Here is a 25,927-nt window from a genome sequence, read left to right on the forward strand (position 1 = left end):
CGCTTCAGCCCACGACCTCCGCCGTCTCCAGCACCGCATGCAGCAGCACATCGGTGCCCGCCGTCGCCCAGTCCTTCGAGATCTCCTCGGCCTCATTGTGCGAGATGCCACCGACGCAGGGGCACATGATCATCGTGGTCGGCGCGACCTTGGCGGCCCAGCAGGCATCATGCCCGGCGCCAGACACGATATTCATATGCGAGTACCCAAGCGCCTCGGCGGCCGCGCGGACATTGCCGACAAGCTCTGGCGTGAAGGTGACCGGGTCGAAATGGCCCACCGCCTCCACCGCGCAGCCGACCCCCAGCTCGGCGCAGATCTCGGGCGCGCGCTTCTCGATCTCGGCCCGCATCCCGTCGAGCTTGGCCTGATCGGGCGAGCGCAAATCCACGGTGAAGATCACCTTCTCGGGCAGCACATTGCGCGAGTTGGGCTCAAAGGTCATCTGGCCGACACCCGCCATCGTGTGCGGCTGCGCGGCCATGGCCACCTCCTGCGCCATCTCGAGAATGCGGCTCATCGCCAGCCCGGCGTTGACCCGCATGTCCATCGGCGTGGAGCCCGTGTGCGCGGCACGGCCGGTCAGGGTGAATTCGAGCCACCACAGGCCCTGACAATGGGTGACCACGCCGATGTCCTTGCCCTCGGCCTCGAGGATCGGCCCCTGTTCGATGTGCAGCTCGTAATAGGCGTGCATCTTGCGGTCGCCGACGGTCTCGTCGCCCTTCCAGCCGATGCGTTCCAGCTCTTCGCCGTAGGTCTTGCCTTCGAGGTCCTTGCGTCCATAGGCGAACGCGAGGTCATGCACGCCGGCAAAGACGCCGGAGGCCAACATCGCCGGGGCGAAACGCCCGCCTTCCTCGTTCGACCAGTTGGTGACGACGATCGGGTGTTTCGTCTTGATCCCCAGATCGTTCATCGTGCGCACCGTCTCCAGCGCCGCAAGCACGCCGAGCACGCCATCGTATTTGCCGCCCGTGGGCTGGGTATCGAGATGCGAGCCCATATAGACCGGCAGCGCCTCTGGGTCTTCGCCCGCGCGGGTGGCGAACATCGTCCCCATTTCGTCGAGACCCATGGTCATGCCCGCCGCTTCGCACCATTGCTGAAACAGCGCGCGGCCTTCGGCATCCTCGTCGGTGAGCGTCTGGCGGTTGTTGCCGCCCGCCACGCCCGGACCGATCTTGGCCATCTCCATCAGGCTGTCCCACAGCCGATCGCCATTGATCCGAAGGTTCTTGCCCTGTGCCGCGATACCCTGTGCCGCCATAGTCTTGTCCTCGTCGCCTTGTCCTGCGATGTGCATGTCCTGCAATGAGGCGCTTGCGCGTCTCCCGCGTGTTTTTTACCGTTTGGTAAAGGCACGATTGCAATGCGCCCCGGAGGGTTCCGCGAAGTGCCCTTCCGACAGTCGCAGCATATGCACAACGAACGGGCAGATGCGCCCGCAAAAACAGCAAGTCAGGAACCGGATGCCCGTTTCTCCCGCGAAAAAGCCCAGCCGGATCCAGATCCGAAACCGCCGAAAGATCATGGAGGCGGCGCTGGACGAATTCTCGCAAAACGGATTTCGCGGTGCCACGCTCGACCGGATCGCCGAGGCGGCGGGCATGTCGAAGCCCAATCTCATCTATTATTTCGACAGCAAGGAAGCGATCCACGTCGCCCTGCTCAACGCGCTGATGACCGAATGGCTTGATCCGCTGCGCGAGATGAACCCCGAGGGTGAGCCGATGGAGGAGATCCTCGGCTATGTGCGGCGCAAGATGGAGATGAGCCGCCAGTACCCGCGCGAAAGCAGGCTCTTCGCCACCGAGATCATTCAGGGCGCGCCGCGCATGTTGCCGCATCTGCAGAGCGACCTGAAACCGCTGTTTGACGAGAAATGTGCGCTGATCGCGGGCTGGATGGAGAGCGGCAAGCTGGCGCGGCAGGATCCGCAGCAACTGATCATGTCGATCTGGGCGCTGACCCAGCATTTCGCGGATTTCGACACGCAGGTGCGGGTTCTGGTGCCCGACGAAGAGCCCGGCTGGGCCGCCGCGAACGCCCATGTGGAAACGGTGTTCCGCAAGATCCTCGCGCCAGAAGGCTGAGGGCTGGGGGCTCAGGGCTGAAGGCCCCCTCTCACCCACTCATTGAGCGACGGCGAACAGCACGACGCAGAAAGCAGAAAGGCCGCGCTTTGCAGCGCGGCCTTTCCAACATCGTACGAACAGAAGGATTAGTTCTGTGCGTAGTATTCGATGACGAGGTTCGGTTCCATCTGAACCGCGTAGGGCACGTCGGCGAGGCCGGGGGTGCGCACGAAGGTCGCGGACATTTTGGAGTGGTCTGCCTCGATGTAGTCGGGCACGTCACGCTCTGCGAGCTGAACAGCTTCCAGCAGGACGGTCATTTGCTTCGACTTCTCGCGGACCTCGATCACATCGCCTTCCTTCACACGGTAGGAGGGGATGTTCACGCGCTTGCCGTTCACCAGCACGTGGCCGTGGTTCACGAACTGACGCGCAGCAAAGACGGTCGGCACGAACTTGGCGCGGTAGACAACGGCGTCCAGACGGCGCTCGAGCAGGCCGATGAGCAGCTCACCGGTGTCGCCCTTGATCCGCTCTGCTTCCGCGAAGATGCGGCGGAACTGCTTCTCGGTCATGTCGCCGTAGTAGCCCTTGAGCTTCTGCTTGGCGCGCAGCTGCAGACCGAAGTCCGACATCTTGCCTTTGCGGCGCTGACCGTGCTGGCCGGGGCCGTATTCACGCTTGTTCACCGGGGACTTCGGACGGCCCCAGATGTTTTCGCCCATGCGGCGGTCGATTTTGTACTTGGCAGACGTGCGTTTGGTCACGGCTGATCTCCTTCATAAGTTGCGAAGGGCGTTGTCCTCCTGCCCGAAGGCCGACAGGCATCCCCTTGCGGGGGCCACCAACACCAATGAGCGCGCGCTTATATGGGCTTTGGCAGGGGAGTCAACAGGCCAAACCCGCCCTGCCCGCTTTTCCCGGCCAATTTCGCCACGCGGCTCGGCGCCGGGCGGGGCTTAGCCGGGAATTAACCCCTCTGCGCGCAGCATGACAAGGACGGCGACAGGAGAGCGTGATGACGAAAACAGACGCAGAGCGCGGCGCGGCGTTTGGGGCCAAGCGGCGAAAAGCGGCGCAACGAAACCAAAGGGGCGCCCAGATCACCAGCTTTCCCGCCGCCCCGCGCGAGGCGGCGAAAGCTCCGCCCACCGATCTGCTTGCAACAGCGACGGACCTGCGGGATCGCGACATCCTGCAGCGCGTGCGCGAGGCGATCCGCCATCGGCAGGTGCTCTTGGTCTTCCAGCCCGTGGTGCGCGCCGCCGCGACAGAGCAGATCGCCTTTCACGAAGCCATGCTGCGGGTCATGGACGAAACCGGCCGGATCGTCCCCGCGCGCGAGTTCATTTTCGAGATGGAAGAACGCGAGGAGGGCCGCCTGCTGGATTGCATCGCGCTGGAACAGGGCCTTGCAGAGCTGATCCGCACCCCGGATCTGCGCCTTGCGATCAATATGTCCGCTCGCTCGATCGGCTATCGGCGCTGGATGCAGGTGCTGGAGAAGGGCATCAACGCCGATCCTACCGTAGCAGAACGGCTGATCCTCGAGATTACCGAAAGCTCGGCCATGCTGCTGCCGGAACTGGTGATCGGCTTCATGACCGACCTGCACCGCCGCGGCATCACCTTCGCGATGGATGACTTCGGCGCAGGCCAGACCGCGCTGCGCCATTTCAAACGCTTCTCCTTCGATATCCTGAAGATCGACGGCCAGATCATTCGCGGCATCGCCCGCGATCCCGACAATCAGGTTCTGGCGCGTGCCATCGTCGCCATCGCCGAAGAGTTCGACATGTTCACCGTCGCCGAATTTGTCGAGTTGCTGGAGGACGCGCAAACTGCCGCCGCCAGCGGTATCGACTGCCTGCAGGGGTATTTCTACGGCGCTCCCACCGTCAGCCCGGACTGGCGAGAGAGTGCCGCTCCAAACGTTGCGGGCCGGGGCGGCCCCCTGAACCGTTAGGACGATCCCGCCCTACCCTCTGAAACTGCGACGAATTGCGCTATCAAACGCAAAACCGTGAAGCTGCCTCTGTGCAGTTGCGGATCCCCGCGTTATCAACAACGGTGAGGCCAATACGCGGAGGCCCAGACCCCGCCACGAGGGCGGCGGACGGGCACTCCGACTGCACGCTTTGCTTGGAGGGAGAACTTCATGACCAATGTCGTAATCGCGTCTGCCGCACGTACCGCCGTCGGCAGCTTTAGCGGCGCTTTTGCCAATACACCTGCGCATGATCTGGGGGCCGCCGTGCTCGAGGCGCTGGTGGCACGCGCTGGGATCGAGAAGGGAGAGGTCTCGGAGACCATTCTCGGTCAGGTGCTGACCGCCGCGCAGGGCCAGAACCCGGCGCGTCAGGCGCATATCAATGCCGGTCTTCCCAAGGAAAGCGCCGCATGGTCGATCAATCAGGTCTGCGGCTCGGGCCTGCGCACCGTCATGCTGGGTGCCCAGCACATCCTTCTGGGGGACGCCGATATCGTCGCCGCGGGCGGTCAGGAGAACATGACCCTCTCGCCCCACGCCGCGCATCTGCGCGCCGGTCACAAGATGGGCGACGTCAAATATATCGACACGATGATCCGCGACGGCCTGTGGGACGCGTTCAACGGCTACCACATGGGCCAGACCGCCGAAAACGTCGCCGAGCAGTGGCAGATCAGCCGTGAGCAGCAGGATGAATTCGCTGTTGCTTCGCAGAACAAGGCCGAAGCCGCGCAGAACGCTGGGAAGTTCGACGACGAGGTGATCCCCTTCGTGGTCAAGCACCGCAAGGGCGACATCACCGTCGACAAGGATGAGTACATCCGCCACGGCGCCACGATCGAAGCCATGCAAAAACTGCGCCCGGCCTTCACCAAGGACGGCTCGGTCACCGCGGCCAACGCCTCGGGCATCAACGATGGTGCCGCCGGTGTGCTGCTGATGAGCGCCGAGAACGCCGAGAAGCGCGGCATCCAGCCGCTGGCGCGCATTGCCTCTTATGCCACCGCCGGGCTCGATCCGTCGATCATGGGCGTTGGCCCGATCCACGCTTCGCGCAAGGCGCTGGAAAAGGCAGGCTGGAAACCCGAAGACCTTGATCTGGTCGAGGCCAACGAGGCCTTTGCCGCGCAGGCCTGCGCCGTGAACAAGGACATGGGCTGGGATCCGGCGATCGTGAACGTGAACGGCGGCGCCATCGCCATCGGCCACCCGATCGGCGCGTCGGGCGCGCGCATTCTCAACACGCTGCTTTTCGAGATGCAGCGCCGCGACGCCAAGAAGGGCCTCGCAACGCTCTGCATCGGCGGCGGCATGGGCGTTGCCCTCTGCGTCGAGCGCGACTGAGCTATCGCCGCGGGCGCCGCTGACCCCGTCAGCCCGGCGCCCGTGGCACACGTGCCCACACTCAGGACACGAAAGGCGGCCATGACGACAGGTCCACACATGCCGCGGATTCCCCGCGACCCCGCGCAGATCGTCTTTTCCGGCGGCGGGCTGCGCTGTTTCTGGCAGGGCGGCTTCATGACCGAGCTTTGCCGGCACCGCGCGCGCCCCACCCCGCAGCGCATCACCGGGGTCAGCGGCGGCGCGCTCGCCTCCAGCGCCTATATCGCCGGGATCGAGGAACGGCTGCTCGACCGCATGTGCGCCGCGTTCGAAAAGCAGGACAGCAATATCGACCTGCTGCGCCCCGACGAAAACGGAATCACCCCGCATCAAGAGCTTTACTGCGAGGTGGTCGCAGAGGTCATCGACGCCGAGGCCGCGCGCAAGATCGCCGAAGGGCCGCAGCTGCAGATTCTCATCGCCCACCCGCCGGAGACGCCACTGCCGACAATGACCGGCACAGCGCTCGCCGCCGCCTATGAGGCTGAGCTGCATCTCGTCGGCTCGCCGCATTTCAACTGGGCCGAGAAGATGGGCCTTACCGCCAATCTCATCGATGCCAATGCCGCCGCCCGCGAGGGTCGCCTCGTCGAGCTGATTTGCGCCGCCGCGGTGATCCCCCCGGTGTTCGAGCCGCCGCTTTGGGAGGGACGCCGGGTCGTCGATGGCGGCATGGCCGATCAGGCTCCGCTGCCAGAGCCGGATGAGGGCGAGACGATGGTGCTTCTCACCCGCGAGTATAAGCGTCTGCCCGAGGTGGAGGGTCGCCACTACCTCTGGCCCTCGCAAGAGACCGCCGCTGACAAGATCGATTTCACCGACCCGCAGAAATTGCGCGACACTTGGGCACAAGGCGCCCGTGATGCACAACAAATGCTGGACAGCTGAAAACTTCTGCGCAACAAAGTTACTCAAAAGTTAACAAAAATATAACAAGCTTTCAAATCACGACGGACTGGACTGGAGGATACTATGGCGAAAGTTGCACTGGTCACGGGAGGGAGCCGAGGGATCGGGGAGGCGATTTCCAAGGCGCTTAAGGCCGAAGGGTATGAGGTGGCTGCGACCTATGCTGGCAATGACGAGAAGGCCGCGGCCTTCACCGAAGCGACGGGCATCAAGACCTACAAATGGGACGTTGCGGATTACGACGCGTCCAAAGACGGGATCGCTCAGGTAGAGGCGGATCTCGGCCCGATCGACGTGGTGGTGGCCAATGCGGGCATCACCCGCGATGCGCCGTTCCACAAGATGACGCCGCAGCAGTGGAACGAGGTGATCAACACCAACCTCACCGGCGTGTTCAACACCGTGCACCCGATCTGGCCGGGCATGCGCGAGCGCAAATATGGCCGGGTCATCGTGATCTCGTCGATCAACGGTCAGAAGGGCCAGTTCGCACAGGTGAACTACGCCGCGACCAAGGCCGGGGATCTTGGCATCATCAAGTCGCTGGCGCAGGAAGGCGCGCGCTACGGCATCACCGCCAACGCGATCTGTCCGGGCTATATCGCCACCGAAATGGTCATGGCCGTGCCCGAGAAGGTGCGCGAGTTGATCATCGCGCAGATCCCCGCGGGCCGCCTTGGCGAGCCCGAGGAGATCGCGCGCTGCGTGGTCTTCCTTGCCGATGAGAAGGCGGGCTTCGTGAACGGCTCGACGATCTCGGCGAATGGCGCGCAGTTCTTCGTCTGACCCATCCGGCAGACGCCTGACCTAAAAGACGGGCCCCGGCTGCAGATCGCGCCGGGGCTTCTTCGTTTACCCCCAAACTCCCCCCTACTGTGCACTGATGCAGCCCTTCCGCGCGGTGGCGTTTGTTTTCTGTTAACCACTTTCTTCCTATGTCTCTGACAATTCCGCATCAGGAGAGAGACCATGCTCACGCAAATCAAAGGCCTGCACCATGTGACTGCGCTGGCTAGCAGCGCGTCTCGGAACAATGATTTCTTCACCCATACGCTCGGCCTGCGCCGGGTGAAAAAGACCGTCAACTTCGACGCGCCCGACGTCTACCACCTCTACTATGGTGATGAGGTCGGCACGCCGGGCTCCGTCATGACCTATTTCCCCTTCCCCAACGCCGCCCGCGGCAAGCCGGGCAGCGGCGAGGTGGCGACCACCGCCTTTGCCGTGCCCGAAGGCTCGCTCGACGCTTGGGAAGCGCGGCTGACCGAGGCGGGCGTGAAGGGGCTGGAGCGGCTCAACCGCTATGGCGAGCACCGTCTGGTGTTTGAAGGCCCCGATGGCGACGGGCTGGCTCTGGTCGAAGCCGATGACAGCCGCACGCCCTGGACCGGCGGCGGGATCGGCGAAGATATGGCGATCCGCGGCTTCCATTCGGTGCAGATGCGCCTGCGCGACGCGGGCCCCACGGCGGAACTGCTGCGCTTCATGGGCTATCAGGAAGAATGCCGGCAAGAGAAGGTCATGCGGTTCTCGCTGCCCGAGCACAATGGCGCCGGCACGATCGACATCGAGACCGTAGATGTACCCCGCGCCGGTCAGGGCGCGGGCAGCGTGCACCACATCGCCTTTGCCGTCGAGGACCGAGCGGCACAGCTTGAGGTGCGCAATGCGCTGACCGAGAACGGCTTTCAGATCACGCCGCAGATCGACCGCGATTATTTCTACGCGATCTACTTCCGCAGCCCGGGCGGCGTGCTGTTTGAGGTGGCCACCAACGAGCCGGGCTTTGACCGCGACGAAGACCGCGCCCATCTCGGCGAGGCGCTCAAGCTGCCGACCCAGCACGCGCACCTGCGCGAGCAGCTGGAGAAGCGGCTCGAACCGATCGACTGACACGCCGCGCGCAAAATCCCGCACGAAACCCCGAAACGGATGCGCCCCCGGAGCCTGGCTCTCCGGGGGCGCTGTTTTCGCGCAGGGCACCACGACACGCACGGCCTTGAACACGCGCGGACGGAGGCCCGCGTCTCTTCGTGCAAGGGTGTGAAAAGGGTGCGTGAAAAACCGTGCTTTGAAATTGCCGCGTCGCCTCGCGCCGTCCGGCGCCTGCCCTGCCGCCCGGGCCCGGAGATTCGGGCCCGGAACCTCTGCGGTCCGGCGGCGCGGCTGCCGTGCGGACCTGATCGCTCTCAAGGTGGGTGGGTGCTTCGCGCTAGGGCGATACCTGCCCGGGCGCCGTTCAGGTCGCCTCTACCGAGAGCCGGTTAATCTCTTCCTTGATACGGAGTTTTTGCTTCTTCAGGGCTGCGACATGCAGGTCGTCCGCGCCCGGACTGCGCTGCATCTCCTCCACGGTCGTGGCGAGGTTTTGGTGCTTCTTCTTCAGTTCCTGCAGGTGAGAAGTTAAGCTCATTATGTCCTCCTTTTTGCTTTGGGCAGAGACAGTGCAGCATAACTTTTACATTCTGTCACGCCGCACCCGCAGCATTGCTTTACGCAGGGTGAGAACCCTGCTCGGAAGCCCGCTCATCTGGAAAAGCTGATCGGTTTTCCATCACGCAAGACTGCTTTGATGACATTTGTATAATCGTCGCCATCTTCAAGGTGACATGCGCCAGCGTGAAGCACGAGCGAGGGGCAAAGGCGGAAAGCCGCGCGCCCGCCCTTGCGTCCACGCGCGAGAATCAGCCGGGGCGCTCGCCCCTCGCGCGGGGCCAGAGGCAGCACCTCGACCGAGCCCAGATTCGCCGCCAGCGCCGCCAGAAGCTCCGGCAGGCGCTCGACCCGCTGCACGAAGGTGGCGGTGCCGCGCGGTTTCAGCCGCCGCGCCGCCAGCGTCACCCAATCCGCCAGCGGCAAGGCCCCCGCCAAGGCTAGCTCGCGCCCGGCGTCCGGCGCGGCACTGCGCTTGCCCTCTTCGAAATAGGGCGGGTTGGCGAGAACATGATCGAAGCTGCGCGCCTTCAGCGCCGCCGGAGGTGCGGCCAGATCGGTCTCATAGACCTCTCCCGTTAGCCCGTTCTCGGCAATGTTACGGCGCGCGAGCGCGGCATAGGCAGGCTGGATCTCGGCCCCGGCCAGCGAAAGCCCGCCCACCCGCGCGCCAAGACAGACCAATGCCGGGGCGCCGCCGCAGCCAAGCTCCAGCACCTCCTGCCCCGGCTGCGCCTCGACCGCCGCAGCCAGCAGCACGGGATCGACTCCCGCGCGATAGCCAAACCCATGTTTTGGCTGCCATATATGCGCCATCCCGCCGAGAAATGCGTCGCGACGCACCTCTTCCTCGGCGAAGGGCTCGCGCCTCATGCACCGGCCTCGAAGGAGACGCCGTTCTCGCGCAGCACACGCCGCGCGGCCTCCAGATCGCCGGTTCGCACCATCAGGCGGCGCGGCAAAATTCCTAAGGATCCCTCGAGGACGCTCATATTTACGTCCAACTCAAAGCTGTCTATACCCTGCCCATCAAGGAGGGTCTTCGCCAGCGGGATCAGCGTTATGTCGGTGGTACGCAGAAGTTCTTCCATAAAGGGGATGTAAGGACAGGGCCCCGGCCTTGTCGAGCCTGTGACGGGGGTCTGATGGGCTTGGATACGGCAAAAGCGAAACCGCATGATCGGCTGGCCTCGATGCTGGCGGACGAGATGGGCGCGGTGAACGTGCTGATCCGCGAGCGGATGGCATCGAAACACGCGCCGCGCATTCCCGAAGTGACCGCACATCTGGTCGAAGCGGGCGGCAAGCGCCTGCGCCCGATGCTGACGCTCGCCGCGGCGAATATCTGCAATTACGACGGCCCCTATCACGTGCATCTGGCCGCGACGGTGGAGTTCATCCACACCGCAACGCTGCTGCATGACGACGTGGTGGACGAAAGCGCGCAGCGCCGGGGCCGCCCGACGGCAAACCTGCTGTGGGACAACAAATCCTCGGTGCTGGTCGGCGACTATCTTTTCGCCCGCAGCTTCCAGCTGATGACCGAGCCGGGCAACCTGCGGGTGCTCGAGATCCTGTCGAACGCGGCGGCCACCATCGCCGAGGGCGAGGTGCTGCAGCTCACCGCAGCGCAGGACCTGCGCACCAGCGAGGACATCTACCTGCAGGTGGTGCGCGGCAAGACCGCCGCGCTCTTCTCGGCGGCGACCGAGGTGGGCGGCGTCATCGCCGGGGCTGATGAGGCTGAGGTGAAGGCGCTCTTCGATTATGGGGACGCGCTCGGCATCGCCTTCCAGATCGCCGATGACCTACTCGACTACATGGGCGACAGCTCGGCCACCGGCAAAAACGTCGGCGACGACTTCCGCGAGCGCAAGCTGACGCTGCCGGTGATCAAGGCCGTCGCGGCGGCGGACGAAGAGGAGCGCGCCTTCTGGCAGCGCACCATCGAGAAGGGCAAGCAGGAAGAGGGCGACCTCGAGCACGCGCTGAAACTGCTGAACAAGCATGGCGCGCTGGAGGCCACCCGCGAGGATGCGCTCGGCTGGTCGGAAAAGGCCAAGGCATCGATGGCGCAACTGCCGCAGTCCGAGCTGCGCGACGTGATGATCGAACTGGCCGATTTCGTGGTGGCGCGGCTCTACTGAGCCCGCGCCTCCCAGCCTTCGATCCTCAGCCCCGGCGCGGCATCGCCCGCGCCTGCTGATCTCCCAAAAGACCTTCGGCGACCCACCACTCCGGACGCGCCGCGCGCAGCGCCTCTGCGGCGGCACCCGCCTCGGCCATGCTGGCAAAGAGGCCAAAACACGTCGCGCCCGAGCCCGACATGCGCGCGAGCCGGCAGCCCGGCAGAGCCTCCAGGTCCGACAGCACCGTGCCGATCACCGGCTCCAGAGCGCGGGCCGCGGGCTCCATGTCGTTGCGCATCCCCCTGAGCCAGTCGATCAGCCCCTCCGCCCCGGCAAACTCCGGCAGGCGTTCGGGCATCGGTGGGTTGTCGCGCGAGGTCAGGCTGCGGAAGATCTGCGGTGTCGAGACCGGCACGCGCGGGTTCACCAGAACCGCGGGCAGCGGCGGCAGCGTGACCGGCTCCAGCCCCTCGCCGATGCCGCGGACGCGGACAGGACGAGACGCAAGGCACATGGGCACATCCGCCCCCAGCGCCAGCAGTGCCCCCTCGGCGCGGGTCATCACATCATCATCCAGCGGGCCTAATTCAGCCAGCACGGCGCGGGCGGCAGCGGCGGCATCCGCCGAACCACCACCGATGCCTGACGCCACCGGCAGCACCTTCTCCAGCACGATCTCGGCCCCCTGCCCTTCGCCGACCATGGCGGCGGCGCGCAGCGCAAGGTTGTCGCCGTTGGCCGGAATGCCCGCGGCCTCCGGCCCCTCGACGCGCAGGCTCAGATCCTCGGCAGGCGCAACGCGCAGCGCATCGCCCACGGGCGCGAAAACGACCAGCGAGTCGAGCAGGTGATACCCGTCGTCGCGCTGGCCGGTGATGTGCAGGGTCAGATTGATCTTCGCCGGAGCGAAGACGTCAGTCCACGTCATGCGCCACCTTCAGCGGCGGCTTGCCCTCATCCGCAAGAACCGCGTCGAGACCGACCTCGAGCTTGCGGCGGATGCGTTCGGGATCGACATCGTCCGAAGCGTCTTCCCAGCCCACAAAGGACAGTGCGCGCTGCCACTGGAACCGCGCCTCGACCTTGCGACCGACGGCCCAGTAGACATCGCCCAAGTGATCATTGACCACCGGGTCCACCGCCATCAGTTCGGCGGCGCGCTCCATATGGCCGACCGCCTCGTCGTAGCGTCCCAGCCGGTAAAGCGCCCAGCCGAGGCTGTCGACGATGTAGCCGCTCTGCGGTTCGGCATCGACCGCGCGCTCGATCATCTCCAGCGCTTCGTCGAGGTTCACGTGATGCTCGACCATGGAGTAGCCGAGGTAGTTCAGCACCTGCGGCTGGTTCGGCACGAACTCAAGCGCGGCGCGGAAATCCTTCTCCGCCGCTTCCCAATCACCGTCCCGCTCTTTGCAGATGCCGCGCGCATAATAGAGAAACCACTGCGCCGGATCGGGCTCGTCGAACGTGTCGAGGGCGCGGTCATAGGCGGCAATCGCCTCGTCGTAGCGCTCCAGCTGGCGCATCAGGTCGCCCAGCGCCGATTGCACCGCAGGCATATTGCCATGGGTGTCGGCCAGTTGCTCCAGCACTTCGACCGCCGCATCAAGCTTGCCCTCGGCGCGCAGCGCGTCGGAGCGGCCAAGCTCGGCGACATGGAAAGAGGCGTCATCCCGCGGCACGCGGCGGTAGGTTGCGGCAGCCAGCTCGTATTGGCCCATCTGCTCCAGCAGATCGCCCGCCATCAGCAGCGCGCCCACATGGTCGGGGCGCAGATATTCGGCGACGCGCACGTGCAGCAGCGTGTAATCTTCGGCGCTTTCGTTCGCGAGGGCGCTGGCGATGGTAAAGAAGACTTCGGCAATCCCGTCGCGCGCCGAGGTGATCACGTCAAACGGCAGCGTCTCACCCGCTTCGAGCTTGGCGCGCAGGTCGGCCATGCCGGGATCAAGCTGCTTGCCCAGCGCGTCGTCGATCAACGAAACCGCATCCTCCTGCCGGTCGATCTGCGACAGGATCTCGAGCCGCGCCATCAGCCCGCGCCGGGTCATCTGCATGCCGCCCGAGCCGGGCTCGGCAAAGATCGCCTCCGCGCCTTCGAAATCCCCGACCGACGCCAACGCCATCGCCTTGTGATAGGCGGCAAAGCCCGCGAGGCCCCGCTCTTTCCCCACATCGTCAAAGCCAGACAGCGCAGCGGTCACATCGCCGCGGCCCAGTTCGGCCCAAGCCTTGATCAGCCCGTCGACCAGCGGTCCCGCCGAGCGGCCTTCTTCCACCCGCGACAGCAGTTCGGCGTAGTTTTCCTCATGCGCCAGCACCGCGACTTCGGCCAGATGGCCGACCTGACTGTCATGGCCCTGCGCGGTCAGTCGCTCGGCCAGCGCCTCGGCGCTGTTGAAGTCGCCCAGCCCGATATTGGCCAGAGCCGCGCGTTCGAGCAGATCGGCATTCTCGGGGTCATGCTTGACCGCCTCGCCGTAGTAGCGCGCCGCCGCCTTGAAATCTCCGGCAAAGCTGGCCTGCCGCGCCGCAAGGTAATCGCCCGACAGGCTTTCGGCCGAAGCCGCGCCCGCCGCCATCAGCGCCAGTGCCATGACCGTGCCGCGAAGTGTCCCGATTGCCTTGCCCGACATGCCGCCTCCTGTTGATTGGTTGCCACAAAGATTAGCCCGCAGGGCAAAGCGGCGCAATCCGTGCACCGTTCACGCAAAGGGGAGCGCGGCAGCTTGCTGATGACCCTGCGGCAATCTGCGCCACTCTGCGGCGCGGCATTTAGTTTGCACTACAAATCATTTTTATCTACATCGATCTTCATGACACAGTATTCCGCCCCCCGCGACCGTTTCGGGTTCGCCTTCGTCTCGCTGGCACGGCGCTGGCATCGCGTCGTCGACATGCGGCTGGCCGAAGCCGGGTTGACCGACGCCACATGGCGCCCGCTCATTCACCTTGCCGAAGGCGGCGACGGCATCAGCCAGCGCGAGCTTGCGGCGCGGATCAGCCTTGATACCTCCACACTCGTGCGTCTGCTCGACCTGCTGGTGGAGCGCGGCTTCATCGAACGCCGCGTCGACCCGAACGACCGGCGCGCGCGGCGCATTCACCTCACCGAGGATGGCCGCAGCGAGCTGAGCAGGATCCGCGCCATGCTGCTGCAGGCCGAGCACGACCTGCTGTCCGGCATCGGCGAAGACGAACTCGCCAGCATGCTCGGCAGCTTCGCCCGCATCACCGCCCGCGCCGAGACGATGCTGACCGACAAGACCGACCGCGAGGAAACCGCATGACCGCCGCCATTCAGACCCTTGGCTTCAACAAGGACCGGCTCACCTTCGCCCTGCGCACCGCCTTTGCCGCCTGCCTCGCACTGATCATCGCGTGGCTGCTGGGGCTGGAACATCCGCAATGGGCCGGGATGACCGTCTGGGCTGCCTCGCAGCCGGTCCGCGGGCAATTGCTTGAGAAGGGCCTTTTCCGCTTTGCGGGCACCGTGGTGGGCACGATTGCCGGTATCGGGCTGATCTTTGCCATGCTGGTGCATCCGGCATTGCTGGTGATCGGCCTCGCGCTCTGGGTCGGTCTCTGCACCGGGCTGGCCAATCTTGCGCGCGGGTTCGTGGCCTATGGCACCGTGCTGGCCGGATACACGGCGGCGATGGTCTCGCTGCTTGACGTGGGACACCCGGAAAACGTGCTGGCACTTGGGGCCGACCGCATGGCGACGGTGCTTGTGGGCGTGGTCGCCGCATTGCTGGTGGGCTGGCTGTTCGCCCCCGCCGCCGACGGCAAGGCCTTGCGCGGCCGCATCCGGGCGCTGCTGGCCGATCTCTGCGAGCAGATCGCCGCGCCGGAACAGGATGCCGAAGCGGCCCGCGGGCTGATCTCGGCCATGGCGGGCGCAGAAGAGGCGCTCGACCCGCACGCCGCAGGCTCGCTGCGCTCGCACCGCGAAACGCGGGCCACGCGCAATCTGCTTTCGACGGCGCTGGCCGTTCTGCTCTGGCGGCGTGGCCGCGACGTAGATGCGGTGCCCGAGGCCGCCCGCCTTGCGCTGACCGAGGCCGCTGCCGCCTTGCGCGCGGACGATGGCGCAACCGCGCTGGAGGCGCTGGAGCGCGCCGCCGCCCTGCCCGGTCTGGAAGAGAATCTGCGCCCGCTCGTCAATGCATTGGCCCGCTGGCGTGCCCCCGAGAACCGCAGCGCGCCCGCGCCCGAAAGCGCCCTGCCCATGGTGCTGCACCGCGACTGGATCGGGGCCCGCGAGGCGGCGATCCGCGCCACCGGCGCGCTGCTGCTCTTTGGCGCGCTATGGCAGATCACCGGCTTTGCCGCCGGGGCCTTCCTGCTGCTCGGCATGTCGATCATGATCTCGATCTTCACCACCTTCGAGAACCCCATCGCCATGCTGCCCTTCGTGTTTCTGGGCCAGTTCATGGGCGCGGCAATGGCGATCGCCATACGCTGGCTGGTCTGGCCGCATGCGAGCGCCGAATGGCAGATGGTGGCGATGATGCTGCCGTTCATCGTGCTGGGCGGCGTCTTGGGCGGGCATGACCGCGGCATGAAGGTCAGCTTCGACTACAATATGGTGATGTTGCTTCTGCTGCATCCCGCCCTGCCGCTGACCGGCAGCTTCGGCACCTCGGTGATGATGGGGCTGGCGGTGGTCGCCGCGCCGCTCGCCGCGCTGGCCGCCTATCGCACCATCTATCCGCCGACCCTACGCCGCAAGCAGGCGACGCTGGCGCGGATGATGCTGCACGATGTGGCCGCGCTGGCCGCAGACCCGGCAGCACCCCAGCACCGGGACGTGTGGCGCGCGCGGCTCTATCACCGGATGCTGCGCCTCTTCCGGCTCACGGAACGCTCGGCGCGGGCGCAGCGCGATGCGCTGGACACAGGGCTGGCGCTGCTCGATCTCGGCCATGCGGCGATGCGCGCACAGGAGATACTCGCTGCGCCCGACACACCGGCAACCGAGCGCCGTGCGCTCTGCGCCGCGCTGGCCCGGCTGAAACGGCTCGAGCAGACCCCGGCGCGCGCCGAAGGAGCGCTCAGCCGCCTTGCGCGCCGCGCAGCGGGACAGGACGCCGAGATCTTCCGCCACGCCGCGCGCAGCGCCGGGCTGCTGGGCAGCTAGGCCTCTGCTTTAGAGGCGCCGCAGCCAGCGGTGCGCGAAGGCCATCTTCTCGCGCACCGGCTGGGTCAGCACGAAGGGGTAGAGATCGGGCAGATCGAGCGCCCGGTTCACATGGTTCACCGCGATCGACAGGTTCACCGCTTGGGTGATCAGCGCATCGGTGTCCGCCTCTAGATAAGGATCATAGCCTTCGCCCGGCATCCCGGGCAGCCGCAGCCCGCTGGCCACGCCACTGTCGAGCATCGAAACCAGATGCTGCAGATGCGCCAGCGTCTCGGCCCAATCCTCATGCGGATGCGCCGTGGCGTAATGGGTGATGTGAGTCTCGCCGGGGTCGGCGGGCGCATCATAGTGCCGCTGCAGCGCAGCGCCGTAATCCTCGCGCTCGTCGCCAAAGAGCGGGCGGAAACTGTCGAGGAACCCCGGCTCTCCGGCCAGCCGCAGGAACAGGAAATGCGCCATCTCGTGACGCATATGGCCCAGCATGGTGCGGTAAAGCTCGTCAAACTGTTCCTGCCGCTCGGCCAGAACCGGATCGCTCGCCTCGGTGACGTTGATCGTGATCAGCCCGTCGGCATGGCCCATGATCACATCTTCCTCGCCATGAAGTGTCTCTTCCGAGAGCATGCGAAACACCGGGCGCGCGCCCGCGTCGTTCGAGGTGAACCAGCCCCAGCGGCCAAGCTCGGCGAGCATCCGGCGCTTGGCGTATTCACTGGCTTCCCACAGCGGCAGGTTCTGTTCGGCGCGCAGGTCGGGCACGGTTTCGGTCATCGCGCAGGAGCGGCAGAGCCCGCCCTCTTCGGCCACCCAGTTGCAGGCGATGTCATCGCGATTGGCGCAATGCGCCGCCCCCGCGACCATGGTCTGAGCGTCGGGATCGAAACTGACCTCCTGCCCGCAGCCGCAGGCGAGATTGTGGAAATAGACCGGGCTGGAGCAGGCGGGGCAGCGGAAGACTTGCATGAAAGTTCCTCATGGGCGGAATACGCAGCGGAAACGGCGCTGAGCCCCGGCGGGTTCCGCCGCGCCATTGCGCGTGCCAGTGAAGCGGCAAAGAGCAGCGCATGGGAAGGGCTTTGCGTAACGGCGTGATGACGCCGGGGTTTCGATAGTGGCGCGGGCCATGCGCCGGGCAGGGATCAAACCGCCGCGCCCCCTTCGCAAAGGAATCACCCTTGCGAAATCCGCTGCAGACACGTATATGGCGCTTCAACAGCGGCGCGTCGGTCCTGGCACCGAAGCTCCACCGGGAAACACCGACGGGCCGCGCGCCCGTATTTTTGTTTCCGAAGGAGTTGGAAGAATGACCGACCTCATCGCCAAATCATCGCTCGATAAGCGCCTCGCCGAGATCGTCGGCCCCGTCATCGAAGACATGGGGTTCGAGCTTGTGCAAATCCGCCTTATGGGCGGCAAGACCTCGACGCTGCAGATCATGGCCGAACGGCCCGAGGGCGGCATCGAGGTAGATGAATGTGCCGACATCTCCACTGCGGTCTCGGCCGTGCTGGACGTCGAGGATCCGATCATCGATGCCTACACGCTCGAGGTCTCCTCGCCCGGCATCGACCGCCCGCTCACCCGCCTCAAGGACTTCGAGACCTTCGAGGGCTATGAGGTGAAACTCGAAACCTCGGAACTGATCGACGGCCGCAAGCGCTGGCGCGGGGTTCTGACCGGGGTGGAGGGCAGCGAAGTGCTGCTCAACATCGAGGACGGCGACGAAGAGCAGACCATCGGCCTGCAATTCGACTGGCTGTCGGACGCCAAGCTGGTGCTCACCGACGAGCTGATCCGAGACATGCTCCGCGCCCGCAAGGCGCAGGAAGTGGACGAAACCAAATTCGACGACATCGAGGCCGACGACGCGGCCGCTCAGGAGGACTAAGACCATGGCAATCACCTCTGCCAACCAGCTCGAGCTTCTGCAGACCGCCGAGGCCGTCGCCCGCGAGAAGATGATCGACCCCTCGCTGGTGATCGAAGCGATGGAAGAGAGCCTCGCCCGCGCCGCCAAGAGCCGCTACGGCTCGGAGATGGACATCCGCGTGAAGATCGACCGCAAGACCGGTCGCGCCAGCTTCACCCGCGTGCGCACCGTGGTCGAGGATGACCTCCTCGAAAACTATCAGGCCGAGATGACCGTCCAGCAGGCCAAGCAGTACATGGCCGACCCCAAGGTGGGCGATCAGTACGTCGAAGAAGTGCCGCCGGTGGACCTTGGCCGGATCGCTGCGCAGAGCGCCAAGCAGGTGATCCTGCAGAAAGTCCGCGAAGCCGAGCGTGACCGCCAGTACGAAGAGTTCAAGGACCGTCAGGGCACGATCATCAACGGTCAGGTCAAGCGCGAGGAATACGGCAACGTCATCGTCGACATCGGCCGTGGCGAAGCGATCCTGCGCCGCAACGAGAAGATCGGCCGCGAAAGCTATCGCCCCGGCGACCGCATCCGCTGCTACGTCAAGGACGTGCGCCGCGAGGCCCGCGGCCCGCAGATCTTCCTGTCGCGCACCGCGCCGGAATTCATGGCCGAGCTGTTCAAGATGGAAGTGCCGGAAATCTACGACGGCATCATCGAGATCAAGGCCGTGGCCCGTGACCCCGGCTCGCGCGCCAAGATCGGCGTGATCTCCTACGATGGCTCGATCGACCCCGTGGGTGCCTGCGTCGGCATGCGCGGCAGCCGTGTGCAGGCCGTCGTGAACGAACTGCAGGGCGAAAAGATCGACATCATCCCGTGGAACGAGGACATGCCGACCTTCCTCGTCAACGCGCTGCAGCCGGCCGAAGTGTCGAAAGTGGTTCTGGACGAAGATGCCGAGCGCATCGAGGTTGTCGTGCCCGACGAGCAGCTGTCGCTGGCCATTGGCCGCCGCGGTCAGAACGTGCGTCTGGCCTCGCAGCTCACCGGTCTCGACATCGACATCATGACCGAGGAAGAAGAGAGCAAGCGCCGTCAGGCCGAGTTCGAAGAGCGCACCAAGCTGTTCATGGACACGCTGGACGTCGACGAGTTCTTTGCTCAGCTGCTGGTTGCCGAAGGCTTCACCAACCTCGAAGAAGTGGCCTACGTCGAGCTTGACGAACTGCTGGTCATCGACGGCGTCGACGAAGGCACCGCCGAAGAGCTGCAGACCCGTGCCCGCGAATTCCTCGAGGAACAGGCCCGCAAGGCGCTCGAGAAGGCGCGTGAGCTGGGTGTCGAGGACAGCCTTATTGAATTCGAGGGCCTCACTCCCCAAATGGTAGAGGCACTGGCGGAAGACGGCATCAAGTCGCTCGAAGATTTCGCCACCTGCGCTGACTGGGAACTTGCCGGTGGCTGGACCACGGTCGACGGCGAGCGCCAGAAGGACGATGGCCTGCTCGAGAAATTCAATGTCGATCTTGATGAGGCACAGAACCTGATCATGACCGCCCGCGTCATGCTGGGCTGGGTCGACCCCGAGGAACTGGTGGCCGATAGCGCCGAGGGCGATGAGCTCGAAGGTGACGACGACGCTGCCGAAGAATCGGAGGCCTGAGCCACAGATGACTCGCGGAGGCCGGGATAAGGACAGGGCGGACGGGCCCGAGCGGCGCTGCATAGCCACGGGCGATGTAGAGCCGAAGACCGGGCTGATCCGCTTCGTGGTCGGACCCGAGAACCAAGTGGTTCCCGATATCGCCGGCAAGCTGCCGGGTCGGGGCATCTGGGTCTCGTCCGATCGCAAGGCACTGGAAAAAGCGGCGGGCAAAGGTCTCTTTGCCCGCGCCGCCAAGGCACCGGTGACGGTGCCCGACGATCTGGCCAACCTCGTCGAGGGGATGCTGGCGCGTCGTGTGGTCGATCTCATCAGCCTCGCCCGCAAGGGCGGCGGTGCGGTCGCTGGCTACGAAAAGGTAAAGGATTGGCTGGGTAAGGAAGAAGCCCGCGTGCTGATCCAGGCCGAGGACGGAAGCGCCCGCGGCAAGACCAAACTCAGTACTCCCTACGGGGGGAACTACATCGGCTGGCTCACCGCGGATGAGCTGGGGCTGGCCTTCGGACGTGAAAAGGTGATACATGCCGCGCTTGGCGCTGGTGGACTCACCAAACGTGTTGTAGAGGAGGCCCAACGATTGAAGGGCCTGCGCGTCGCATCGGCGGACGCGAGACCGGCAGCAGGGGCTGCCGCGGGCGGCAAGGGCCGCCGGAAAGGATAAGAGAATCTTAATGAGCGATAACGACGGCAAGAAGACTTTGGGTTTGCGCGGCGGCTCCCGTTCGGGGAACGTGAAGCAGAGCTTCAGCCACGGGCGCACGAAAAACGTCGTGGTAGAGACCAAGCGTAAACGCGTCGTGGTCCCGAAAGCGGGCGCCGCTGGCGGTGCAAAGGGTTCGGGCGGCGGATCGCATGGCGGATCGGGCAAGCGCCCGGCGGGCATCACCGAAGCGGAGATGGAACGCCGGCTGCGCGCGCTGCAGGCCGCCAAGGCGCGTGAAGCCGAGGAGGCTGCACAGCGCGAGGCCGAGGAAAAGGCTCGCGCCGAAGAGCGTGAGCGCCTGCGCGCCGAGAAAGAACAAAAAGAGCGCGAGCAGCGCGAAGCCGAAGAGCGGGCCAAGGCGAAAGCCGAGGAAGAAGCGCGTAAGGCCCGCGAGGCCGCCGAGGCTGCGGAAGCAGCCAAGAAAGCCGACGCCGCGCCGAAAAAGGCCGCTGCCAAGGACGAGAGCGCCGCTCCCGCCCGCGCAGCTGGTGCTCCGGCCGCGAAGCCGGCGGCACAGCCGCAGCGCAAGGCCGACCGCGAGCGCGAAGAGCGTGGCCGTTCGGCCCGTGGCCGCGACGATGGCGCGCGCCGCTCCGGCAAGCTGACGCTGAACCAAGCTCTGGGCGGCGAAGGTGGCCGGCAGAAATCCATGGCCGCGATGAAGCGCAAGCAAGAGCGCGCGCGTCAGAAGGCGATGGGTGGCAGCCAGCAGCGTGAGAAGGTCGTGCGCGACGTTCAGCTGCCCGAGGCGATCACCGTCGCGGAGCTGGCAAACCGTATGGCAGAGCGCGTCGCCGACGTGGTGAAATCGCTGATGCAAAGCGGCATCATGGCGACTCAGAACCAGTCGATCGACGCCGACACCGCGGAACTGATCATCGAGGAATTCGGCCACCGCGTGACCCGCGTGTCCGATGCCGACGTCGAAGACGTGATCAAGATCGAAGAAGACAAGCCGGAAGACCTGCAGGGTCGTCCGCCGGTCATCACGATCATGGGCCACGTCGACCACGGCAAGACCTCGCTGCTCGACGCGATCCGCAAGGCCAATGTGACCTCCGGCGAAGCTGGCGGCATCACGCAGCACATCGGCGCCTATCAGGTGACCACCGACAGCGGCGCGGTCCTGTCGTTCCTCGACACCCCGGGCCACGCAGCCTTCACCTCCATGCGCTCGCGTGGTGCTCAGGTGACGGACATCGTGGTGCTGGTGGTTGCGGCGGACGACGCGGTGATGCCGCAGACCGTCGAAGCGATCAGCCACGCGAAAGCGGCTGGCGTGCCGATGATCGTGGCGATCAACAAGGTCGACAAGCCCGAGGCGAACCCGACCAAGGTGCGCACCGATCTTCTGCAGCATGAAGTTGTTGTCGAAGAGATGTCGGGCGATGTGCAGGACGTGGAAGTCTCCGCCAAGAGCGGCAAGGGCCTCGACGAACTGCTCGAAGCCATCGCGCTGCAGGCCGAGATTCTCGAACTGAAGGCCAACCCGAACCGGGCGGCCGAAGGTGCGGTGATCGAAGCCAAGCTCGACGTGGGCCGTGGCCCGGTCGCGACCGTTCTGGTGCAGAACGGCACGCTCAAGCAAGGTGACGTCTTCGTCGTGGGCGAGCAGTACGGTAAGGTCCGTGCGCTGATCAACGACAAGGGCGAGCGCGTCAAGGAAGCCGGTCCGTCGGTTCCCGTCGAGGTGCTGGGTCTCAATGGCACGCCCGAGGCAGGCGACGTTCTCAACGTCACCGAGACCGAGGCGCAGGCCCGCGAGATCGCCGAGTACCGTGCTCAGGTCACCAAGGACAAGCGCGCCGCAGCCGGTGCCGCAACGACCCTCGAGCAGCTCATGCAGAAGGCCAAGGACGACGAGAACGTCTCGGAGCTTCCGGTCATTGTCAAAGCGGACGTGCAAGGCTCTGCCGAAGCGATCGTTCAGGCGCTCGAGAAGGTCGGCAACGACGAGGTGCGCGTGCGCGTCATCCACTCGGGTGTGGGCGCGATCACCGAAACCGACATCGGCCTCGCCGAAGCGTCGGGCTGCCCGGTCATCGGCTTCAACGTTCGTGCCAACGCTCCGGCCCGCAACGGCGCTAACCAGAAGGGTGTGGAGATCCGGTACTACTCGGTGATCTACGATCTGGTCGACGACGTAAAAGCCGCGGCTTCGGGCCTGCTGTCGAACGAAATCCGCGAGCACTTCATCGGCTACGCCGAGATCAAAGAAGTCTTCAAGGTTTCGAACGTCGGCAAGGTTGCAGGCTGTCTGGTCACCGAAGGCGTTGCACGCCGCTCCGCGGGCGTTCGCCTGCTGCGCGACAACGTGGTGATCCACGAAGGCACGCTGAAGACCCTCAAGCGCTTCAAGGACGAGGTCCCCGAGGTGCAGTCCGGTCAGGAATGCGGCATGGCCTTCGAGAACTACGACGATATCCGCCCGCAGGATGTCATCGAGATCTTCGAGCGCGAGGAGGTCGAGCGCAAGCTCTGACCCCTCCCCTGCCCCCACTCCGGGGCGCTTCTGGGGCACTACAGACCAAAAAGCCGGCGATGCTCCATCGCCGGCTTTTTTCATGTCTGGTGGCCTGTCGCCGGGAAAAGCGGGGCCTGGGTGAAGGAAACGCTGGCGGCAAAAGATCTCCGCACCTGCGCGGCAAAAGCCGACGGCAGAAACCCGGACCCGTCAGCCACAAAAAATGCGAGCCGCCCTTTTGGGGCGACTCGCATATCGTTGACTTCTAGGGGGCGTGTAAATCAGACCGGGCGCCCGGTGAAGAGCTGCTGCCCGACACGCACCATGATGCGCCCATCGGGAAAAGTCTTCTCAAGAAAGCCCTGGACCGAAATGCAGCTACCCATAATGATGGTGCGCAACATGTTGTGTCCTCAACTAAAACCTTGCGAAGACGTTTTTAGCGCATGACCGACAACAAAACTACACTTAAGTTGCACAATTCTGTTTCATTAGTAGGCAATTCCGCACTTTTTTGCGCTGAATTTATGGTCAATCAGGCCGAAACCCGAAAAACCCCTTGCTTATAGCAGATCGCGCAGAATCGGGATCAGCGGGATATCCGCGGGCGGCATCGGATAGGCCGACAGGTCTTTTGCCCGCGCCCATTTCAGCACCTGCCCTTCGCGCGCCTGCGGCACACCCTGCCATTTGCGGCAGGCGAAAAGCGGCATCAGCAGATGGAAATCGTCATAGGCGTGCGAGGCAAAAGTCAGTGGCGCAAGGCAGCTGTCCCATGTCTCGATGCCGAGCTCTTCGTGCAACTCGCGGATAAGCGCCGCCTCGGGCGTCTCCCCAGCCTCGACCTTGCCGCCGGGAAACTCCCACAGACCGGCCATGGACTTGCCCTCGGGGCGCTGTGCCAGCAGCACGCGGCCCTCTACGTCGATCAGGGCAACGGCGGAGACGAGGACGATCTTCTTCATGGGCGGGCGCTTTCGGCAGGAACGGAAAAGCGAGGGGCCAGCCCCTCGCACTCCCCGGGATATTTGCCTCTAGACGAAGAGGCAACCGCTCACGAGCGGTAGTCGGCGTTGATGCTGATGTAGCCGTGGGTCAGGTCACAAGTCCACACGGTGGACGTGCCCTGCCCGAGGCCGAGATCGACCGAGATGGTGATCTCGGGCTCTTTCATCAGCCGCGCGCCGTCTTCCTCGCGGTAATCGGGCGAGACCCAGCCTTTCTCGGCCACCAGCACGTCGCCGAAGCGGATGGTCAGAAGGTCGCGGTCAGCGGCAGCGCCGGATTTGCCGATCGCCATGACGATGCGGCCCCAGTTGGGATCCTCGCCGGCGATGGCGGTCTTGACCAGCGGCGAGTTGGCGATGGCCATGGCGTGGGTGCGCGCATCCGCGTCGCTTTGTGCGCCGGTGACCTGCACCGTGACGAATTTCGTCGCGCCCTCGCCGTCCTTCACCACCTGATGCGCGAGATCGAGGAAGACCTCCTCGAGCGCCTCGGCAAAGGCGGTGTCGGCCTCGGTCACCTCGACGCCCGAAGCGCCGGTGGCGCCCATGAGCAGCGTGTCGGAGGTCGAGGTATCGCTGTCGACGGTGATGCAGTTAAAGCTGCGGTCGTTGATCTGGCTGACCAGTGTCTGCAGCAGCGGTTGCGGCACTTTCGCGTCGGTGAAGACATAGACCAGCATCGTCGCCATGTCGGGCGCGATCATGCCCGAACCTTTGGCGATGCCGGCGATCTTCACCTCGCCGCCCGGCAGGCTGACCGTGACGGCTTTGCCCTTCGGGAAGGTGTCGGTGGTCATGATCGCCTTGGCGGCGCCAGAGATGCCATCCGCATCGAGCGCGGCCACAAGCTCATCGACCTTGGCGGTGATGCGCTCATGCGGCAGCGGCTCGCCGATGACGCCGGTGGACGACGAGAACACGCGGGTCTCCGGCAGGCCGGTCGCGGCCGCCACAGCCGAGGTCACCGCGCGGGTGCTCTCGATGCCGTTCTTGCCGGTGAAGGCGTTGGAGTTGCCCGAGTTCACGATGATCGCCGCGCCCTCATCCGAGGCCGCGCCGATCTTCGCCTGACAGTCCAGCACGGGGGCGGACCTTGTGGCCGAGCGGGTGAAGACCCCCGCCATGGTGCTGCCCGCATCAAGCTGGGCGAGCATGACGTCGGTGCGCCCCGCGTAGCGCACCCCCGCGGCGACGGAGGCGAAACGCACCCCGTCGATCACCGGCAGTTCAGGAAAGGCCGCAGGGGCCAGCGGGGAAACGGCGAGGGTCTTGGCCACTTACTTCTCCAGCAGCTCGAAGTTGGACAGAACCGAGGGGTCGATCTCGCCAGCCTCGGTGCGGGTGATCTCGGCGCCAGCAATAGCGTCGTCCATATAGGCTTTCACCGCCTCCTGCTGCACCTGCTGAGCGATCTGGTCGCGCACCTCGTCGAGCGCCGGCGCTTCCTTGGCGCGGGTCTCGTTGAGCTTGATCACGTGCCAGCCGAACTGGGTCTGCACCGGCGCCTCGGTGATCGCGCCGGGCTCCATCTTCTCGACGGCGGCCTGGAACGGCTCGACCATCATGCCGGCGCTGAACCAGCCCAGCTCGCCGCCATTCGGGCCCGACGGGCCGGTCGACTTCTCTTTCGCCACCTCGGCGAAATCGGCGCCGCCCTGCAGCTCTTCGATGATCGCTTTCGCTTCGTCCTCGGACTCCACCAGGATGTGCGACGCGTTGAATTCCTGCCCCTGATCGGCATCGGCGTATTGCGCATCGTAAGCGGCTTGGATCGCCTCGTCGGTCACCGCAGCCTCGGCCACGGCAGAGACGGTTTCGGCGGCCATCAGCGTGCGGTGCTCGGTGGCCATCGACAGCTTCACGCGGTTGGTCTCGACCGCCTTCTCGTCCTGCGCCAGCACTTCTTGCTGCACGAGCTGGTCGAGAATGCCGCTCCAGAGCACGTCATCGCCAAGCTGCTGATACTGGTCGGGCAGGCTGGCGCGGATGATCAGCATCTCGCCCAGCGTGATGTCCTGGCCATTCACCGTGGCAACGACGGTCTCGGCACTCGGCGCCTCGGTCTGCTCCTGCGCGTGAAGCGGCAGCGCGAACGTGAGGGCCAGCGCAGCCGCGCCCAGTTTGGTGAGGGTTTTGGGCATCTAGGCGTCCTTCCTGT

At 65.2% G+C, this 25,927-nt stretch carries 25 protein-coding genes; 13 read left to right on the forward strand and 12 right to left on the reverse strand.

Annotated features, from left to right (window positions below):
- Positions 1–4: 4 nt before the first annotated feature.
- Complete coding sequence (locus ACXAD2_RS09240) at positions 5–1,270, reverse strand: Zn-dependent hydrolase (protein WP_475174796.1); 1,266 nt, start codon at positions 1,268–1,270, stop codon at positions 5–7.
- A 202-nt stretch (positions 1,271–1,472) separates the two neighbouring features.
- Between ACXAD2_RS09240 and ACXAD2_RS09245 the strand changes: the two genes are divergently transcribed.
- Positions 1,473–2,096, forward strand: coding sequence for a TetR family transcriptional regulator C-terminal domain-containing protein (locus ACXAD2_RS09245; RefSeq protein WP_164182104.1), 624 nt, complete (start codon positions 1,473–1,475; stop codon positions 2,094–2,096).
- 128 nt (positions 2,097–2,224) lie between these two features.
- Here ACXAD2_RS09245 and rpsD read toward each other — a convergent pair whose 3' ends face one another.
- On the reverse strand, positions 2,225–2,845 hold the full coding sequence (gene rpsD, locus ACXAD2_RS09250; protein ID WP_066104289.1) for a 30S ribosomal protein S4: 621 nt from the start codon (positions 2,843–2,845) through the stop codon (positions 2,225–2,227).
- 251 nt (positions 2,846–3,096) lie between these two features.
- Here rpsD and ACXAD2_RS09255 point away from each other — a divergent pair, with 251 nt between their 5' ends.
- From ACXAD2_RS09255 to ACXAD2_RS09275, 5 genes are all read left to right on the forward strand, one after another.
- Entirely contained in the window at positions 3,097–4,044 is a 948-nt protein-coding gene (locus ACXAD2_RS09255) for an EAL domain-containing protein (RefSeq protein WP_475169247.1), read from the forward strand.
- Between the two features lie 192 nt (positions 4,045–4,236).
- Positions 4,237–5,412 carry an acetyl-CoA C-acetyltransferase gene (locus ACXAD2_RS09260; RefSeq protein WP_066104286.1) on the forward strand — a complete coding sequence of 392 codons (1,176 nt, stop codon included), beginning with the start codon at positions 4,237–4,239 and terminating at the stop codon, positions 5,410–5,412.
- A gap of 99 nt (positions 5,413–5,511) precedes the next feature.
- Entirely contained in the window at positions 5,512–6,342 is an 831-nt protein-coding gene (locus ACXAD2_RS09265) for a patatin-like phospholipase family protein (RefSeq protein WP_475169251.1), read from the forward strand.
- 84 nt (positions 6,343–6,426) lie between these two features.
- Positions 6,427–7,149, forward strand: coding sequence for an acetoacetyl-CoA reductase (gene phbB, locus ACXAD2_RS09270; RefSeq protein ID WP_475169254.1), 723 nt, complete (start codon positions 6,427–6,429; stop codon positions 7,147–7,149).
- Between the two features lie 183 nt (positions 7,150–7,332).
- Positions 7,333–8,256 (forward strand): VOC family protein, encoded by a 924-nt coding sequence (locus tag ACXAD2_RS09275; protein WP_475169257.1) that lies wholly within the window; start codon positions 7,333–7,335, stop codon positions 8,254–8,256.
- Between the two features lie 346 nt (positions 8,257–8,602).
- On the opposite strand, the gene ACXAD2_RS09280 is transcribed toward ACXAD2_RS09275, so the two are convergent.
- The 3 genes from ACXAD2_RS09280 to ACXAD2_RS09290 form a co-directional block, all read right to left on the reverse strand.
- Complete coding sequence (locus ACXAD2_RS09280) at positions 8,603–8,776, reverse strand: YdcH family protein (protein WP_475169260.1); 174 nt, start codon at positions 8,774–8,776, stop codon at positions 8,603–8,605.
- A 113-nt stretch (positions 8,777–8,889) separates the two neighbouring features.
- The gene (locus ACXAD2_RS09285; RefSeq protein WP_475169263.1) at positions 8,890–9,669 is read right to left on the reverse strand and encodes a tRNA1(Val) (adenine(37)-N6)-methyltransferase; all 780 of its coding nucleotides are present in this window, start codon (positions 9,667–9,669) and stop codon (positions 8,890–8,892) included.
- Positions 9,666–9,887 carry a putative signal transducing protein gene (locus ACXAD2_RS09290; RefSeq protein ID WP_066104270.1) on the reverse strand — a complete coding sequence of 74 codons (222 nt, stop codon included), beginning with the start codon at positions 9,885–9,887 and terminating at the stop codon, positions 9,666–9,668. The genes ACXAD2_RS09285 and ACXAD2_RS09290 overlap by 4 nt, the downstream gene beginning before the upstream one ends.
- A gap of 54 nt (positions 9,888–9,941) precedes the next feature.
- Here ACXAD2_RS09290 and ACXAD2_RS09295 point away from each other — a divergent pair, with 54 nt between their 5' ends.
- Positions 9,942–10,943 carry a polyprenyl synthetase family protein gene (locus ACXAD2_RS09295; protein WP_475169268.1) on the forward strand — a complete coding sequence of 334 codons (1,002 nt, stop codon included), beginning with the start codon at positions 9,942–9,944 and terminating at the stop codon, positions 10,941–10,943.
- Positions 10,944–10,968: 25 nt separating this feature from the next.
- Here the strand turns inward: ACXAD2_RS09295 and ACXAD2_RS09300 are convergent, their stop codons facing one another.
- Together ACXAD2_RS09300 and ACXAD2_RS09305 are read right to left on the reverse strand one after the other, a co-directional pair.
- Positions 10,969–11,853, reverse strand: coding sequence for a 4-(cytidine 5'-diphospho)-2-C-methyl-D-erythritol kinase (locus ACXAD2_RS09300; RefSeq protein ID WP_475169271.1), 885 nt, complete (start codon positions 11,851–11,853; stop codon positions 10,969–10,971).
- Positions 11,840–13,561 (reverse strand): tetratricopeptide repeat protein, encoded by a 1,722-nt coding sequence (locus ACXAD2_RS09305; protein WP_475169274.1) that lies wholly within the window; start codon positions 13,559–13,561, stop codon positions 11,840–11,842. Before ACXAD2_RS09305 ends, ACXAD2_RS09300 begins: the two co-directional genes overlap by 14 nt.
- A 180-nt stretch (positions 13,562–13,741) precedes the next feature.
- On the opposite strand from ACXAD2_RS09305, the gene ACXAD2_RS09310 reads away from it, so the two are divergent.
- Positions 13,742–14,215 (forward strand): MarR family winged helix-turn-helix transcriptional regulator, encoded by a 474-nt coding sequence (locus tag ACXAD2_RS09310; RefSeq protein ID WP_475169276.1) that lies wholly within the window; start codon positions 13,742–13,744, stop codon positions 14,213–14,215.
- The gene (locus tag ACXAD2_RS09315) at positions 14,212–16,068 is read left to right on the forward strand and encodes an FUSC family protein (protein WP_475169277.1); all 1,857 of its coding nucleotides are present in this window, start codon (positions 14,212–14,214) and stop codon (positions 16,066–16,068) included. Before ACXAD2_RS09310 ends, ACXAD2_RS09315 begins: the two co-directional genes overlap by 4 nt.
- Positions 16,069–16,077: 9 nt before the next feature.
- On the opposite strand, the gene ACXAD2_RS09320 is transcribed toward ACXAD2_RS09315, so the two are convergent.
- A complete protein-coding gene (locus tag ACXAD2_RS09320; protein ID WP_475169279.1) occupies positions 16,078–17,034 on the reverse strand; it encodes a zinc-binding metallopeptidase family protein in 957 nt (318 codons plus the stop codon).
- Between the two features lie 340 nt (positions 17,035–17,374).
- Between ACXAD2_RS09320 and rimP the strand changes: the two genes are divergently transcribed.
- From rimP to infB, 4 genes are read left to right on the forward strand one after another with little or no spacing between them, the layout of a single operon-like run.
- Positions 17,375–17,959: a ribosome maturation factor RimP gene (rimP, locus tag ACXAD2_RS09325; RefSeq protein WP_475169282.1), complete on the forward strand. Its 585-nt coding sequence runs from the start codon at positions 17,375–17,377 to the stop codon at positions 17,957–17,959.
- A 4-nt stretch (positions 17,960–17,963) separates the two neighbouring features.
- Positions 17,964–19,595 carry a transcription termination factor NusA gene (nusA, locus tag ACXAD2_RS09330; RefSeq protein WP_066104247.1) on the forward strand — a complete coding sequence of 544 codons (1,632 nt, stop codon included), beginning with the start codon at positions 17,964–17,966 and terminating at the stop codon, positions 19,593–19,595.
- Between the two features lie 7 nt (positions 19,596–19,602).
- Positions 19,603–20,256 carry an RNA-binding protein gene (locus ACXAD2_RS09335; RefSeq protein ID WP_066104244.1) on the forward strand — a complete coding sequence of 218 codons (654 nt, stop codon included), beginning with the start codon at positions 19,603–19,605 and terminating at the stop codon, positions 20,254–20,256.
- Between the two features lie 10 nt (positions 20,257–20,266).
- A complete protein-coding gene (infB, locus tag ACXAD2_RS09340) occupies positions 20,267–22,780 on the forward strand; it encodes a translation initiation factor IF-2 (RefSeq protein WP_066104241.1) in 2,514 nt (837 codons plus the stop codon).
- A 263-nt stretch (positions 22,781–23,043) separates the two neighbouring features.
- On the opposite strand, the gene ACXAD2_RS09345 is transcribed toward infB, so the two are convergent.
- The 4 genes from ACXAD2_RS09345 to ACXAD2_RS09360 form a co-directional block, all read right to left on the reverse strand.
- Complete coding sequence (locus ACXAD2_RS09345) at positions 23,044–23,166, reverse strand: hypothetical protein (protein ID WP_475169286.1); 123 nt, start codon at positions 23,164–23,166, stop codon at positions 23,044–23,046.
- Positions 23,167–23,325: 159 nt separating this feature from the next.
- Positions 23,326–23,727 carry an 8-oxo-dGTP diphosphatase MutT gene (mutT, locus tag ACXAD2_RS09350; RefSeq protein ID WP_475169287.1) on the reverse strand — a complete coding sequence of 134 codons (402 nt, stop codon included), beginning with the start codon at positions 23,725–23,727 and terminating at the stop codon, positions 23,326–23,328.
- An 89-nt stretch (positions 23,728–23,816) separates the two neighbouring features.
- The gene (argJ, locus tag ACXAD2_RS09355) at positions 23,817–25,046 is read right to left on the reverse strand and encodes a bifunctional glutamate N-acetyltransferase/amino-acid acetyltransferase ArgJ (protein WP_475169290.1); all 1,230 of its coding nucleotides are present in this window, start codon (positions 25,044–25,046) and stop codon (positions 23,817–23,819) included.
- Complete coding sequence (locus tag ACXAD2_RS09360) at positions 25,047–25,910, reverse strand: peptidylprolyl isomerase (RefSeq protein ID WP_066104233.1); 864 nt, start codon at positions 25,908–25,910, stop codon at positions 25,047–25,049.
- Positions 25,911–25,927 lie beyond the last annotated feature (17 nt).

The sequence above is a fragment of the Salipiger sp. ABN3_019 genome (assembly GCF_056158605.1).

What these genes read in the sequence shown, in the direction of transcription:
- ACXAD2_RS09315 (WP_475169277.1), top strand. Translation starts at nt 14,212, where the DNA reads ATGACCGCCGCCATTCAGACCCTTGGCTTCAACAAGGACCGGCTCACC.
- ACXAD2_RS09255 (WP_475169247.1), top strand. Translation starts at nt 3,097, where the DNA reads ATGACGAAAACAGACGCAGAGCGCGGCGCGGCGTTTGGGGCCAAGCGG.
- phbB (WP_475169254.1), top strand. Translation starts at nt 6,427, where the DNA reads ATGGCGAAAGTTGCACTGGTCACGGGAGGGAGCCGAGGGATCGGGGAG.
- ACXAD2_RS09335 (WP_066104244.1), top strand. Translation starts at nt 19,603, where the DNA reads ATGACTCGCGGAGGCCGGGATAAGGACAGGGCGGACGGGCCCGAGCGG.
- ACXAD2_RS09290 (WP_066104270.1), bottom strand. Translation starts at nt 9,887, where the DNA reads ATGGAAGAACTTCTGCGTACCACCGACATAACGCTGATCCCGCTGGCG.
- ACXAD2_RS09240 (WP_475174796.1), bottom strand. Translation starts at nt 1,270, where the DNA reads ATGGCGGCACAGGGTATCGCGGCACAGGGCAAGAACCTTCGGATCAAT.
- ACXAD2_RS09320 (WP_475169279.1), bottom strand. Translation starts at nt 17,034, where the DNA reads ATGCAAGTCTTCCGCTGCCCCGCCTGCTCCAGCCCGGTCTATTTCCAC.
- ACXAD2_RS09280 (WP_475169260.1), bottom strand. Translation starts at nt 8,776, where the DNA reads ATGAGCTTAACTTCTCACCTGCAGGAACTGAAGAAGAAGCACCAAAAC.
- ACXAD2_RS09275 (WP_475169257.1), top strand. Translation starts at nt 7,333, where the DNA reads ATGCTCACGCAAATCAAAGGCCTGCACCATGTGACTGCGCTGGCTAGC.
- ACXAD2_RS09305 (WP_475169274.1), bottom strand. Translation starts at nt 13,561, where the DNA reads ATGTCGGGCAAGGCAATCGGGACACTTCGCGGCACGGTCATGGCACTG.
- ACXAD2_RS09260 (WP_066104286.1), top strand. Translation starts at nt 4,237, where the DNA reads ATGACCAATGTCGTAATCGCGTCTGCCGCACGTACCGCCGTCGGCAGC.
- infB (WP_066104241.1), top strand. Translation starts at nt 20,267, where the DNA reads ATGAGCGATAACGACGGCAAGAAGACTTTGGGTTTGCGCGGCGGCTCC.
- ACXAD2_RS09360 (WP_066104233.1), bottom strand. Translation starts at nt 25,910, where the DNA reads ATGCCCAAAACCCTCACCAAACTGGGCGCGGCTGCGCTGGCCCTCACG.
- mutT (WP_475169287.1), bottom strand. Translation starts at nt 23,727, where the DNA reads ATGAAGAAGATCGTCCTCGTCTCCGCCGTTGCCCTGATCGACGTAGAG.
- ACXAD2_RS09265 (WP_475169251.1), top strand. Translation starts at nt 5,512, where the DNA reads ATGCCGCGGATTCCCCGCGACCCCGCGCAGATCGTCTTTTCCGGCGGC.
- ACXAD2_RS09345 (WP_475169286.1), bottom strand. Translation starts at nt 23,166, where the DNA reads ATGTTGCGCACCATCATTATGGGTAGCTGCATTTCGGTCCAGGGCTTT.
- nusA (WP_066104247.1), top strand. Translation starts at nt 17,964, where the DNA reads ATGGCAATCACCTCTGCCAACCAGCTCGAGCTTCTGCAGACCGCCGAG.
- ACXAD2_RS09285 (WP_475169263.1), bottom strand. Translation starts at nt 9,669, where the DNA reads ATGAGGCGCGAGCCCTTCGCCGAGGAAGAGGTGCGTCGCGACGCATTT.
- ACXAD2_RS09245 (WP_164182104.1), top strand. Translation starts at nt 1,473, where the DNA reads ATGCCCGTTTCTCCCGCGAAAAAGCCCAGCCGGATCCAGATCCGAAAC.
- ACXAD2_RS09295 (WP_475169268.1), top strand. Translation starts at nt 9,942, where the DNA reads ATGGGCTTGGATACGGCAAAAGCGAAACCGCATGATCGGCTGGCCTCG.
- ACXAD2_RS09310 (WP_475169276.1), top strand. Translation starts at nt 13,742, where the DNA reads ATGACACAGTATTCCGCCCCCCGCGACCGTTTCGGGTTCGCCTTCGTC.
- ACXAD2_RS09300 (WP_475169271.1), bottom strand. Translation starts at nt 11,853, where the DNA reads ATGACGTGGACTGACGTCTTCGCTCCGGCGAAGATCAATCTGACCCTG.
- rimP (WP_475169282.1), top strand. Translation starts at nt 17,375, where the DNA reads ATGACCGACCTCATCGCCAAATCATCGCTCGATAAGCGCCTCGCCGAG.